Genomic DNA, 13,811 nt, shown 5'->3' on the forward strand with positions numbered 1-13,811 from the left:
CTACTTTGTGAAGCATTATATAATTTTTATAAAAGTGTGCTAACAAGTTTGCAAACGGACTTGCTAACACCTATACGAAATAGACATAAAATATCGCTGATGTGTAGCTTAATAATACGATAATAATTTAGCACTTATAATGAATAATAGGTTATTAGAAAAGAAACCATAAAATGTAATGTTTTATATCATTATAAAAAGAGATTATTCTAATAGGTCGTTGTGTAACGGCTGCATAGGATAATCTCTTTTTATGCTTATTTTTGTAAAGAATGTACTGTTATTTTGAGTTGCTCAATAAATTTCCGGGTAGCAGCGCACATATATTTATCTCCTCTATAAATAAGTCCTATATCTATTGTTGGAGTGGGGTTTTCAATTTTAATAGCTTGTATGTGCTCATTTTGCAAAAAGTCTATATACGGTTTTGGTAACACGGTAATCCCCATACCTTGTGCGACCATTTGAATTAAAGATTCCATTGTACTAATTTCTAAAATTGGCTTTGGTTTAAAGTTAAAGTTTTGACAATGGGATGTAATTAGTTCAGTTAAAAAGAAATTTTTAGGTAAAAGAATTAGAGGATAGTTCTGTAATTCTGCAATAGATACACGATCATGTTCAGTTAAAGTATGACCGGTTGGCACGACTAATGTAAGCTCACTTTTATATAGTGGGATAGAAACAATCTCTTTATCTTGCACTGGAAGAAATGTAATGCCAATATCTAATTCATTTTGTAATAATTTTTCACGAATTTCCCCTGTACGAAGACCTAATACAGAAAGTTCAATATTCGGATATAAATTATTGAAATTTAAAATGGCTGGTGGCAGTAAATAATTTACGACGGTTAACAATGAGCCGATTGTTAAGGATCCATGTTGTAATCCGTTTAAATCTTGAATGGTAGAGCGGGCTTGTTCGACTTCGTGGAAGATTGTTTTACTGTGCGATAATAAAACTCTGCCTGCTTCAGTTAAAGATATTTTTTTACCAATTCGATCAAAAAGTGGCATTCCTACTTCATGTTCTAATGCACGTATTTGTTGGCTTAGTGAAGGTTGTGAAATATTTAATTTCTCGGCTGCTCTTGTGAAATGTAATTCTTTCGAAACAGCTAAAAAGTATTCTAATTGTCGTAATTCGATTGAAATCACCTCAAGTTTAATCATAGGATATACCTATCATTATTATATAAATAATTGAATTGAACAATGGTTTTGTGGGATATATAATCACTTTATCAGAAATGGATTGATTAAAAAATTAGATGAGGTGAAGAAGAATTGTTGAAATCTAATGTATTACCGGGCAGTTATTCACAAGTACTTCAAAAAAGGTATGAGGAGGCTGTACCGAAAGGAATATATCATTTAACGCCTTTATATGTAAAAGAAGCAAGGGGAGCGATAATAACAGATGTAGATGGAAATCAGTTTATTGATTTTGCTGGTGGAATTGGTATGCAAAATGTTGGACATTGTCATCCGAAAGTTGTAAGAGCGGTACAAAAACAAGCAGAATCATTTATACATCCTTGTTTTCATGTAACTCCATATGAGAATTATATTACTTTAGCGGAGAAAATTAATGAGAAAGTGCCAGGTACAAGTAAGAAAAAAACGATGTTTGCCAATAGTGGTGCGGAAGCGATTGAAAATGCTGTAAAAATCGCACGTAAAGTAACAGGGCGGAGGAAAGTAATTTCGTTTGAACGAGGATTTCATGGGAGAACATTAATGACAATGTCTTTATCGACCAAAGAAAATCCATATAAAGCAGGATTTGGTCCGTTCGTTTCAGACATGCATATATTGCCGTATCCGTACTATTACAGAGCTGAAGAAGGAGTTTCTCCTGAAGAAGTGGATTCTCAAGTCATCTATCAGTTTGAAAAGTTTTTAGAAGAAGTATCACCTGAACAAGTAGCAGCAATCGTAATGGAACCAGTGCAAGGAGAAGGTGGGTTTATTGTTCCTTCTATTTCATTTGTAAAACGATTACGAGAAATTTGTAATCAATACGGTATTTTAATGATAATGGATGAAGTGCAAACTGGATTTGGCCGAACAGGGAAATGGTTTGCAACGGAATATTTTCATATAGAACCTGACATAATGACTTTGTCAAAATCAATTGCTGGCGGTTTACCATTAAGTGCTATTGTCGGTCGTGCGGAGTTGATGGACATTCCTGGGAGAGGACAAATTGGTGGAACTTTTGCTGGGAGTCCGTTATCATGTGCAGCCGGTCTTGCTGTATTTGAAATAATGGAAGAAGAAAATCTAGTTGAAAGGGCTCAGCAAATTGGAAATAGAATAATGTCACATCTACATCAAATGCAATTAAAGTACGAAGTGATTGGTGATGTTCGTGGAATCGGTGCGATGGTTGGAATGGAACTTGTAACGAATCGCATAACGAAAGAACCTGCAAAAGAACTAACAGTAAAGCTAATTGAAGATTTTTGGAAGAATGGGCTTATAAGTATTGGAGCGGGGATATTTGATAATGTACTACGCTTTTTACCGCCTCTTGTCATTTCAAATGAAGAAATTGATAAGGGTTTTGAAATAATAAATCAATCTTTTAAAAAAATGTGCGGAAAGTGAGAGAGGCAATTATGATAAATAAATTATATGAGGTACTATCACTAAATATAGGATTCCCAAAAGAAGTTATGTATGGAGGCAAATTAATTCATACGGGTATAAATAAAACGAAAACAAAGGAACCTATATATTTATCATTTCTAAAATTTAAAGGTGATGGTCAGGCGGATTTAGTTCATCATGGTGGTGTGGATAAAGCGGTTTGTGTGTATTCGAGCGAACATTATAGTTATTGGGAAGAAACATTGAATCAAGACCTTGAATATGGAGCGTTCGGAGAAAATATAACAGTTAGCGGTATACGTGAAGAGGATGTTTGTATCGGTGATACGTTTGAGCTCGGAGAAGCGATTGTACAAGTAACGCAACCAAGACAACCTTGTTTTAAGTTAGCTAAGAAATACAATATTCCCAAGTTACCACTGTATTTTCAAGACACGGGATATACAGGATTTTATTTTCGTGTATTAAAAGAAGGGTGGGTATCACCAGTTGATACGTTAAAGTTGCTGAAGTCTGATCCAATAAGTGTTACAGTAGCGTTTGCTAATCGTATTATGCATAAGGAAAAACAGAATATAGAAGGGATAAAGAGAATATTAGAAGTACATGCACTTTCTACTAGTTGGAGAAAGACATTTGAAAAGCGACTGAGGGGAGAAGAAATTAATACGAAGGAGAGGCTTGAAGGAACGAAAGAATAAAAATTTTTTTAAAAAAATGGTGCATTTCTATTAGTAAAGACTAAATAGAAAGCACTATTTTTATATAATAACCTTATTAATATGCAAAAATCTTAATATTTTTTTATTCGACTTGTTTTCAAATGGTGAAAACATAAAATTAATTGGACTATTTTTTTATATTTTATGATAGTATATTGATTTGTAAGATCTATTATTTTAAGAGTAGGTCATATAACCATATCTAATTTTATGGAATTGACATATGGAGGTACAACATGGGGAATGTTGAAAAAATGGCAAACTTTCTATTAGAAGAACCGAGAAGAGAACAGTTATTTCCTTTATTTGAAGAAGTGTTTGGGATTACAAGTCAAACATTGAATGATTTTTCGGAGAAAGGGTATTGGGATTATACATATAAAGCATTATCATTTTTACAAGATGATAAAGCGATTGCAAATGTTGCGGCATTTTCACTTCCGCTTTTAATTAATGGTGAAAAAATAAATGCAGCGGGTATTCAATCAGTAATGACACATCCGAATTATCGTAGACGAGGATTAATGAAACAATTATTTAGTAAGATGATAGAGGAAATTGATGAGCAATTCGAGTGTACGGTCTTGTTTACTGAAAATCCGGAACTATATAAACCATTTGGTTTTCAAATTGTGCAAGAATATTTGATGACAGTATCATACGAAAACAAGAGTAATAAAGATTCTCAACTTAAAAAGTTAGATTTTTATAATGAAGCGGATAGACAATTAATATATGAGATTATTGAAAATGGCCAAAGGCTTTCTAATAAATTTTCAACGTTAAATTACCGCTCTTCGTTTTATTTAAATATGTATGATTCAACATGGAATGAAAACCTGTATTATTCAGAGAAATTAGATGCGCTGATTATTTTTACAGTAGAAAATCAAAAACTAAAATTATTTGGAGTATTTGCGCCGGTAATTCCGATTTTAGATGAATTATGTGAGGAAATCCCTGGGGAATTTACGGAGATTGAATTTTATTTTTACCCAGATCAATTAGGAATTGATGATGTACAATATACAGAATTACAGACTAGTAAGTATTTAATGGTTCGAAGTAATAAAGAATTAGATTTTAAAGGTTATAAATTCCCGGTATTAACTGAGTTTTAAATATTAATTTAAATGCTTTTTTATGGAGGAATTATGAAAACATCATATATACCAAATCATATTGAGCAACTTACTGTAATGAACGCACCTGAATTTTACAAACTTGAAGACAATGATACATTCATTGTCCATTCGAAAGAAGAAACAGATTTTTGGCTGAAAACCCATTATGGTTTTGAAGTAATGAATGGCCATGTATTTTATGATGAGATAATGACAGATTTTCAGGCTGAGGTTCAATTGCGCATGAATCCAAATGCGACATACGATCAAGCGGGTTTATTTGTTATGATTTCTGAGAAGTGTTGGTTAAAAACATCTTTAGAATATATTCCTGAGGGGCCATCACATTTAGGTGCTGTCGTAACGAATAATGGCTATTCTGATTGGTCAACGCAAGACTATCCAAATGAGTTTGCTAAGCAACGATTACGTTTTCGAATTATTAGAAAACTTGGCGATTATACAATATATGTGAAAACGAGTCAGCGATGGGAACAAATAAGAATCGCTCATTTGATGGAGGACATAGGTAATGAGCCTGTTAAAATTGGTTTTTATACGTGTAGTCCTTCTGAAAATAATGGATTCGAGACCGAGGTTTTCGATTTTAAAATTGAACAAATATAGATGGGAAAACCGCATTCTTACTAAATGAGAATGCGGTTTTTATTAAGTTAAAGAGTATTCACATCAACTGGCAGTGAAAATGCCTGGTAGATTAAAGTTCCATTTTATTGACTAAAAATGATTTAAAACTTATCATTTAATAATGTTAAATATTAATTTACCTAATATAATAGGACTAATGGAGAAATTACAGACTATATCGCTCAAATAAGGAGGAATATAAATTATTCGATGGTAATTTCATGAAAAAAGGAGATTGTGTATGAAATCATTTCGCAAGTTGTTACAGTATTTAAAACCATACATGTTCTTCGCTATTATTGGACCGCTATTTATGGTACTTGAGGTCGCGATGGACTTAATTCAACCGACAATAATGCAACATATTATTGATGTTGGAATTGCAAACCGGGATTTGAATTATGTAATAAAAATGGGGCTTCTTATGATAGGAGCAGCAGCAATCGGTTTAGTTGGAGGACTTGGTTGTATGATGTATTCTACAAAAGCTGCTGTTAATTTCGCTACAGACATACGAAAAGACGTGTTCGCGAAAATAGAAACATTTTCTAGCAAAAATCGTGATTCATTTGGAACAGGTAAATTATTAACAATCGTGACAAATGATATTACATCTATTCAATCGGCAATGACGATGACGTTACGTGTACTTGTCCGTGGACCGTTATTATTTATTGGAAGTATCATTATAGTCTTTGTAACAGCGAGAGACCTATTTCCAATTTTACTTGTTGTGGTACCCGTATTATTAGTTGCAATTGTATTGATTGCAGGTCAATCGAGCGGTTCATTTAAGCGAGTACAAGAAGCATTAGATAAAGTAAACACAAAGCTACAAGAAAATTTATCTGGTGTACGTGTTATAAAAGCATATGTAAGACAAAAATATGAAATCGCACAGTTTGAGAAAGTTAATACAAGTTTAACTGAAATAAATATTCGTGCAATACAAATTATTTCATTGATGATGCCAATTATTATGCTAGTTGTAAATAGCGGAATTGTAGCAACTTTATGGATTGGTGGCGAGAAAGTTTTTAACGGTACACTCCAAGTAGGGGCCATTTTAGCTTTTATTAACTATTTAAATATCATTTTAATGTCACTTATGTCTATTAGTATGGTATTTATTCAAATTGCCCGTGCTTTTCCATCAGCTGATCGTGTACAACAAGTCTTACATACTGAAGTTGATATTACAACTGAAGGCGACGTATATGAACCAAAACAAGTGGGTGGTAATGTAGAGTTTAAAAATGTTAGCTATAGTTATACGAAAAATAATGAATATGTTTTAAAAGATATTTCATTTACTGTACGTAAAGGTGAAAAAATAGGGATTATTGGATCGACCGGAAGTGGTAAATCTACATTGGCGAAACTATTGCCACGACTTTACGATGTTGATCAAGGTGAAATATGTATAGATGATGTTAATGTGAAAGCATACGATTTGCAAAAACTTCGTGCTTCCATTGGCTTCGTTCCACAAAAGGCACTTCTTTTTTCAGGTAGTATAGAAGAGAATTTACGTTATGGCAAAGAAGATGCAACTTATGATGAATTGGAATTAGCATCTTCATCTGCTTGTGCGACTGAGTTTATCAATAAGCTGGAAGACTCTTATGAATATAACTTAACACAAGGTGCAACCAATCTATCTGGTGGTCAAAAACAACGTATATCTATTGCAAGAGCCCTAGTGAGAAAGCCATCTATTCTTGTATTAGACGATTCTACATCGGCAGTTGATGCGAAGTCAGAAGCTGTAATACAGGAAGCGTTAAGGACAAGATATAGTGGCACAACGACATTTTTAATTGCATCAAAAATATCTTCTATTATAGATGCTGATAAAATCCTCGTTTTGAATAACGGTGAATTAGTTGGAAATGGTACGCATGAGGATTTATTGGCAACTTGTGAAGTGTATCAGGAAATTTATCTTTCCCAAGGTGGTAGCCTGCAGCAAGAAGGAGGGGAAGAGCATGCGTAATTTTCAAGGACAATTTGGAAATAAAGGTGGACGTAACAATCCGAAAACTGGAAAAACAAAGAATACTAAAGGAACTATAATGCGAGTATGGAACTACATGGGGTATCAAAAAGCATCTCTTATGTTCGTTATTATTCTTGTATTTATCACGACATTACTAGGTTTACTTGGGCCATATTATATGGGGGTCATCATTGATGAATACATTGTACCGAAGGATTTAAGCGGGACAGCGAGAATGTGCATGCTGCTCATTGCAATATATGGGATAACCGTATTGTTAACATGGTTACAAACATTTGTAATGATTAATGTTGCATTAAAGACGATACAAAAAATACGACAAGATATTTTTGAAAAAATCCAAACACTTTCTCTACGATTCTTTGATGTACGTTCTCAAGGTGATTTAATGAGCCGTGTGACAAATGATATTGATAACTTAAATCAAGCTTTGACACAAAGTGTTGTGCAAATCATTTCATCAGCGTTAACGTTTATAGGTGTAACAATTGCGATGTTTTCATTAGATTGGATTTTAGCGATTGTAACTTTAATTACAGTACCTATTATGTTTTTCGTTACGAAAAAACTAGTTGCTTATAGTGGGAAAAACTTTGCGAAGCGTCAAAAGGATTTAGGAGAATTAAATGGATTTATTGAGGAAGCCATTACAGGTGCAGACGTAACTACGTTATACGGAAAAGAAAAAGAAACCGTACATAACTTCAATAAAATTAACGAACAGCTAAGAATTTCAGCAACGAAGGCTGAAACGTTTTCAGCATTTATTTTTCCAAGTATGAACTTTATTAATAACTTAGGAATGGGGCTTGTAATTGGAACTGGATCGGTAATGGTATTAAACGGAATGACAACAGTAGGTGTCATTGCAGCTTTTATTAATTATTCTCGACAATTTTCAAGGCCACTTAGTCAATTTGCAACTTTAATGAATACGATTCAAGCGGCAGTTGCTGGAGGAGAACGTGTCTTTGAAATTATGGATGAAGTACCAGAAATTCAAAATAAAAAAGATGCAGTACTTGTACAAAATTTACAAGGACATGTTAGGCTTGAGAAAGTTTCATTTGGATACGCACAGGACAACATGATTTTAAAAGATGTGAGTCTCAAGGCGAATCCTGGGGAGACAATCGCTTTAGTCGGTCCAACTGGATCAGGAAAAACAACAATTATTAATTTGTTAACTCGCTTTTATGACATTCAAAAAGGGCAAATTAGCATTGATGAAAAAGATATAAAGGATTATGATATTAATTCTTTGCGGAGTAAAATAGGGGTTGTTTTACAAGATACGTATTTATTTGCAGGAACGATTATGGAAAATATTCGATATGGACGTTTAGATGCAAGTGATGAAGAAGTAGTTGCAGCAGCAAAAGCAGCATCAGCACATTCTTTTATAAAACATCTACCGAATCAATATGAAACGGAAATTGCTTCAGAAGGTTCGAATTTAAGTCAAGGACAAAAACAACTCCTTGCGATTGCACGAGCGATTTTAGCAGATGCAGATATATTAATTCTCGACGAAGCAACATCTAATATTGATACGAGAACAGAATTACAAATTCAATCTGGATTAAATAATTTAATGAGAGGGCGAACAAGTTTTGTAATCGCTCATCGGCTGAAAACGATTGAAAAAGCAGATCAAATACTTGTAATTAAAGATGGTAGTATTTTTGAAAGAGGAAATCACGAATCTCTTATGGAAGAGAAAGGATTCTACTTTGATTTGTATACGAGTCAGTTTAAAATTTAACAAAAATATTGATGTGGTGAGGTTTCTCTAGAAAAGAGAAACCTCATTTTTTATATTTGCAAACATTGCTATCCGAATAGTCTTTCACTGAATGTTTTAACAGCGTACTTTTGCAGACTAGGTGAAAAGAGGTTGGCTTGATCATAAGGCTGGTGGTATGAAGTTGAGTAAATTTGAAGTAAGATTGATTCGGTGTTTGTTGCTTTGTTATGTTGGGGGGCAAGTCAGTTTGGTTTCAGCTTATATTTAGTGGGAAATGAACAAAAATCCGCTTCGATTAAAGCTATACGTTATTATTTTTTTGCAGAAAACTCCCGCCTTAAGGAGTGAATAGAGCAGAGTCCAATAAATAGGTGGGAGATTTGAGCTGACTAGGTAAAAGCTTTAAGCATTTGTGACATATCGGAATTAGTTCGTTTCGATATGTCACAAATGGTATATAGAGTATCACCTCAACCCATGAATGAATTAGAACTATGAAATAGATTACTATTAAAAACAATCTAAGTTTTAAAAATATATAGAAAGGTAGTTTATAAGTAACCGGAATGAGTATAGAGCTAGTTTATAACGATTGATATAGCGCTGAAAACCAATAAAACAGCCATAATGATGTTAAATAATTGAGTATGTTGTAATAAAAGTTTTTGGAATATTGAACCAAACAGGCTCCAACTAAATGTACTCATTAAACCGACTACACCTAGAAATAATGAAAAAAGTAGAAAACTGGAATATGAATTGTAGTAAGGGAGAATAAAAGTAGAAACTACAGTCAGTCCGAATAATATCCCTTTAGGGTTAACAAACTGAAGAAAAATCCCCACTGTAAATAAGTTTTTATTATCTTTTTCATCGGGATCTGTACTGCCTTTACTAGTGAGTATTTTAATAGCTAGATATAGCATGTATGCTACTCCTAAAATTTTTAAAGGTAATTCGATTTTGGGTAAAATATTAATTAGTACGATATTAAAGAAACTACATAAAGAAGTGAGGAGGAAAAAACCGAAAGCTACTCCAAAGCAAAATTGCATGCTCCTTTTCAAACCAAGTTGATTTGCGTATGTCATAGCTAAAAAATTGTTAGGACCTGGTGTGAAGCTACTAATAAAAACAAATAATAAAAAAGAAAATAAAGGCATTTCAAAACCCCCTAAGTATTTTTCGTGTGTTATAATGACCGAAAAGAACAATATAACGCGTGCTTTTTATTATACATAACGGTCGTTATATTGTATATAGTATAGGAGTGTTTTTTATGGAAGAAATTCAACTTATTTTGGCGAAAAATATAAAGGCAATACGTGAGAAAGAAAAATTAAGTTTAGAAAAGGTTTCCCAATTAACGGGTGTGAGTAAAACGATGATTGGACAAATTGAAAGAGGAGATTCAAGCCCGACACTAACAACGATATGGAAAATTGCGAATGGTTTAAAAGTGTCTTTTACGTCTTTAATTAATAATCCACAGCCTGATACGAAAGTGGTTTTACGAAACGATGTTCAAGTATTATCAGAAGACAATGGGAGATATAAAGTGTATCCTTCTTTTCCTTTTCAAGATGATAGGAACTTTGAAATCTATACGGTTGAAATTGAAAAGGAAGGAAAATTAAGTTCGGAAGGCCATAAAGAAGGGACCGAAGAATTTATAACGGTGTTTGAGGGAGAATTGACAATTGAAATAAATGATTGTCAATATACATTAAATAGCGGAGATTCAATTCGCTTTAAGGCGGATAGACCGCACTCTTATCATAATTCCGGACGAACGCTAACTCGGTTAAGTATGACCATTTATTATCCAGCTTCATAAACTTGCTATTTTATTTAAAATATAAAGAGATATGTTTTGATAAAACCATCTATAAGAGATGGTTTTATTTATTACAATTTACAAAAAAAGACACTCATTTGAGTGTCAACACAGTATTGCTCTCGCGTATAGGATTGGAGAATATTTCTCAAATACGTATTGAGATGGTTCGTAAAGGAGAAACTGTCTTCTTATTTAATGTAACATCAGCATGGGCGCAGTGTAAATTGATAATATATATACGGAAAATTTAGTAAAGATAGTTACTACTATGAATATAGTGAAATGTGTTTTTGTTGCTTAATCACTGTCGTGATAGTTACTAGTTTAGTATCTAAAAATGTTTATTAAAAAAAAGAATGAATCATTTTTTAATCGATTCGTATAATTGTTAGAAAGGTACCTGTTGAACCACCTTCAACTAAATTAAAGATGGATAATATGCCGAATAATTGAAGTGAAATTGTATTACCAGCAAATAAATTGGTAATTAAATTATTATTATAATTTGAAGTTGATATTGCGGGAGTAAAAATAGATCTAGGAAGTGGAATGGAAGAGTTCAATAGTAGTTATAGCAAAGGTAAATGTTTAATGTATGTAAAAATCATTTGAGAATGAAAAAAAGATTAGTTATGGAATTTTTCTAAAATGATAGAGTTATTATTATATAAATTAGTAGACAAAAATGTGGAATGAGGTATTAAATTGAAGCGTGATGATAAATTATCAATAAATAAAGCTATGATAGAACCTGGAAATATTGGACCTACATTTCCAGTGCTTCCCCCAATTTATATTCCAACGGGACCAACAGGTACAACGGGACCAACAGGTGTAACAGGCCCGACCGGTCTAACGGGATCCACAGGTGTAACGGGCCCGACCGGCACAACGGGATCCACAGGTGTAACGGGCCCGACCGGCACAACGGGATTCACAGGTGTAACAGGCCCGACCGGTCTAACGGGACCAACAGGTGTAACAGGCCCGACTGGTACAACGGGATCCACAGGTGTAACAGGCCCGACTGGCACAACGGGATCCACAGGTGTAACGGGCCCGACTGGCACAACGGGATCCACAGGTGTAACGGGCCCGACCGGCACAACGGGATCCACAGGTGTAACGGGCCCGACCGGCACAACGGGATTCACAGGTGTAACAGGCCCGACCGGTACAACGGGACCAACAGGTGTAACAGGCCCGACTGGTACAACGGGATCCACAGGTGTAACAGGCCCGACCGGCACAACGGGATCCACAGGTGTAACAGGCCCGACCGGTACAACGGGACCAACAGGAGAACCTGGGGTTATTGGTCCCATAACAACAACCAATTTATTATATTATACTTTTTCAGATGGAGAGAAACTTATATATACAGATGCAGATGGGATAGCTCAATATGGGACAACGAATATATTATCACCTAGTGAGGTTTCATATATAAATTTGTTTATTAATGGAATTTTGCAACCACAACCATTTTATGAAGTTAGTACTGGTAAACTAACTTTATTGGATAATCAACCACCTTCGCAAGGGTCATCAATTATATTACAATTTATTATTATTAATTAAAAAAGACAGATTCTTAATGGAAAAAGGAATCTGTCTTTTTTTGTTCTAAATTACATTAGTTAAAATTAAGTGACGATAAATTCAATTGTTATTGGGATTCCACCGTCTAATGCATCTCCGCCAGGAATTGTAATAGCACCAGTAGGACCTGTGGTGACACTGGAGTTCACGCTAGGTTGAATTATGCCGTTTACATAGAGGTTGTAATACGTAAAAGTTGGAAAGGCAGTTGCAGTAGTACCGGCATCGTTTAAACAAGCTGTTGCAGCAATCGCAAAAGCTGCACCTGTTCCTGTTCCAGCTCCTAGTGTAGATGTAAATCTCCTAGAAGCGATAAATGGTTGAATGATTGGCAATTAAATTTCACTCCTTTAATTATTTTTTTGAACGAAGTATAGAATAACTTGTCCACTATATTGTATGAAAGTTTTTTATAATAGAAACGGCTGTATTCTTATAGAAGGAACACAATATTAGTAAAGGTATCATTGTTAATTATTTGAAAGAATGATGTTGTTACTTGTGGAATATATGCTAATGATTTATTTATGTTTTAATTTTTAAATGAAAATGTGCTTTTGGACCTAATAGATAAACGTGGAAAAATAAAATAAACTCTTAAGTTTAGGTGTTTAATCTAAGCAGTCAATTATTAAAAACATATAATTAATATGTGAGTCATGAACATAATTAAATGTCGTTTTAAAGTTTAATTATAATTCATGTTTCCTATTTTAAGTGAATATATAACATAACTCTTTGTACACTTTTATGGTTCTTATAATAGGAAAACACTCAACTATAAGACAAGTAAGGAGGAAATAAATGTCACATAACAATTGTTTTGGTCATAATAACTGCAATCCGATAGTTTTCACTCCAGAATGTTGTAATAATCCACAAACAGTTCCAATTACTAGCACTCAATTAGGACAATTAATCACTTTACTAAATTCTTTAATTTCAGCTATTGCAGCGTTTTTTGCAAATCCAAGTGATGCAAACAGATTAAATTTACTCAATTTGTTTACTCAACTATTAAATTTACTAAATGGATTAGCACCATCTCCAGAGGGGAATTATTTAAAACAACTAATTCAAAGTATTATCAATGTACTACAATCCCCTAATCCAAACTTAAGCGAATTACTTTCTTTATTACAACAATTCTACAGTGCCCTTGCACCATTCTTCTTCTCTTTAATTATTGATCCAGCAAGTTTACAACTGCTATTAAATTTATTAACTCAATTAATTGGTGCTACTCCAGGAGCAGGAGCAACAGGTCCAACAGGTCCAACAGGTCCAACAGGAGCAGGTGGAGCAGGAGCAACAGGAGCAACAGGAGCAACAGGAGCAACAGGAGCAACAGGAGCAACAGGAGCAACAGGAGCAACAGGCCCAGCAGGAACAGGGGCAACAGGAGCAACAGGAGCAACAGGAGCAACAGGAGCAACAGGAGCAACAGGAGCAACAGGAGCAACAGGAGCAACAGGAGCAACAGGAGCAAC

Annotated in this window: 12 protein-coding genes and 1 pseudogene; 9 read left to right on the forward strand and 4 right to left on the reverse strand. The window is 34.1% G+C overall.

Features of this window, described 5'->3' with window-relative positions; translation table 11 throughout:
• Positions 1–257: 257 nt before the first annotated feature.
• Complete coding sequence (locus tag ABH959_RS04605) at positions 258–1,160, reverse strand: LysR family transcriptional regulator (RefSeq protein WP_088038438.1); 903 nt, start codon at positions 1,158–1,160, stop codon at positions 258–260.
• A gap of 129 nt (positions 1,161–1,289) precedes the next feature.
• Here ABH959_RS04605 and gabT point away from each other — a divergent pair, with 129 nt between their 5' ends.
• From gabT to ABH959_RS04635, 6 genes are all read left to right on the forward strand, one after another.
• On the forward strand, positions 1,290–2,615 hold the full coding sequence (gene gabT / locus ABH959_RS04610; protein ID WP_404492318.1) for a 4-aminobutyrate--2-oxoglutarate transaminase: 1,326 nt from the start codon (positions 1,290–1,292) through the stop codon (positions 2,613–2,615).
• An 11-nt stretch (positions 2,616–2,626) separates the two neighbouring features.
• Complete coding sequence (locus ABH959_RS04615) at positions 2,627–3,319, forward strand: MOSC domain-containing protein (RefSeq protein ID WP_016126922.1); 693 nt, start codon at positions 2,627–2,629, stop codon at positions 3,317–3,319.
• 257 nt (positions 3,320–3,576) lie between these two features.
• Positions 3,577–4,461: a GNAT family N-acetyltransferase gene (locus ABH959_RS04620; protein ID WP_063219533.1), complete on the forward strand. Its 885-nt coding sequence runs from the start codon at positions 3,577–3,579 to the stop codon at positions 4,459–4,461.
• A 33-nt stretch (positions 4,462–4,494) separates the two neighbouring features.
• Positions 4,495–5,091: a DUF1349 domain-containing protein gene (locus ABH959_RS04625; RefSeq protein ID WP_404492319.1), complete on the forward strand. Its 597-nt coding sequence runs from the start codon at positions 4,495–4,497 to the stop codon at positions 5,089–5,091.
• Positions 5,092–5,353: 262 nt separating this feature from the next.
• Complete coding sequence (locus ABH959_RS04630) at positions 5,354–7,108, forward strand: ABC transporter ATP-binding protein (protein ID WP_113936522.1); 1,755 nt, start codon at positions 5,354–5,356, stop codon at positions 7,106–7,108.
• Positions 7,101–8,897, forward strand: a complete 1,797-nt coding sequence (locus tag ABH959_RS04635; RefSeq protein ID WP_113936521.1) for an ABC transporter ATP-binding protein — start codon at positions 7,101–7,103, stop codon at positions 8,895–8,897. The genes ABH959_RS04630 and ABH959_RS04635 overlap by 8 nt, the downstream gene beginning before the upstream one ends.
• A 560-nt stretch (positions 8,898–9,457) precedes the next feature.
• On the opposite strand, the gene ABH959_RS04640 is transcribed toward ABH959_RS04635, so the two are convergent.
• The gene (locus ABH959_RS04640; RefSeq protein WP_113936520.1) at positions 9,458–10,042 is read right to left on the reverse strand and encodes a LysE family translocator; all 585 of its coding nucleotides are present in this window, start codon (positions 10,040–10,042) and stop codon (positions 9,458–9,460) included.
• Positions 10,043–10,101: 59 nt separating this feature from the next.
• On the opposite strand from ABH959_RS04640, the gene ABH959_RS04645 reads away from it, so the two are divergent.
• Entirely contained in the window at positions 10,102–10,716 is a 615-nt protein-coding gene (locus tag ABH959_RS04645; RefSeq protein WP_113936519.1) for a helix-turn-helix domain-containing protein, read from the forward strand.
• 371 nt (positions 10,717–11,087) lie between these two features.
• On the opposite strand, the pseudogene ABH959_RS04650 reads toward ABH959_RS04645, so the two are convergent.
• Positions 11,088–11,288 (reverse strand): annotated as a pseudogene (locus ABH959_RS04650) (BclA C-terminal domain-containing protein); the annotation flags it as partial.
• 136 nt (positions 11,289–11,424) lie between these two features.
• Between ABH959_RS04650 and ABH959_RS04655 the strand changes: the two are divergent.
• Positions 11,425–12,300 (forward strand): DUF4183 domain-containing protein, encoded by an 876-nt coding sequence (locus tag ABH959_RS04655; RefSeq protein ID WP_404492320.1) that lies wholly within the window; start codon positions 11,425–11,427, stop codon positions 12,298–12,300.
• Between the two features lie 65 nt (positions 12,301–12,365).
• Here the strand turns inward: ABH959_RS04655 and ABH959_RS04660 are convergent, their stop codons facing one another.
• Positions 12,366–12,656, reverse strand: a complete 291-nt coding sequence (locus ABH959_RS04660; protein WP_002136293.1) for a DUF4183 domain-containing protein — start codon at positions 12,654–12,656, stop codon at positions 12,366–12,368.
• A gap of 469 nt (positions 12,657–13,125) precedes the next feature.
• On the opposite strand from ABH959_RS04660, the gene ABH959_RS04665 reads away from it, so the two are divergent.
• The coding region (locus ABH959_RS04665; protein ID WP_404492321.1) for a collagen-like repeat preface domain-containing protein at positions 13,126–13,811 on the forward strand (686 nt) is incomplete at its 3' end.

Origin of the sequence: Bacillus sp. RC51 (genome assembly GCF_044908115.1) — a bacterium.
Lineage (GTDB): Bacteria > Bacillota > Bacilli > Bacillales > Bacillaceae_G > Bacillus_A > Bacillus_A mycoides.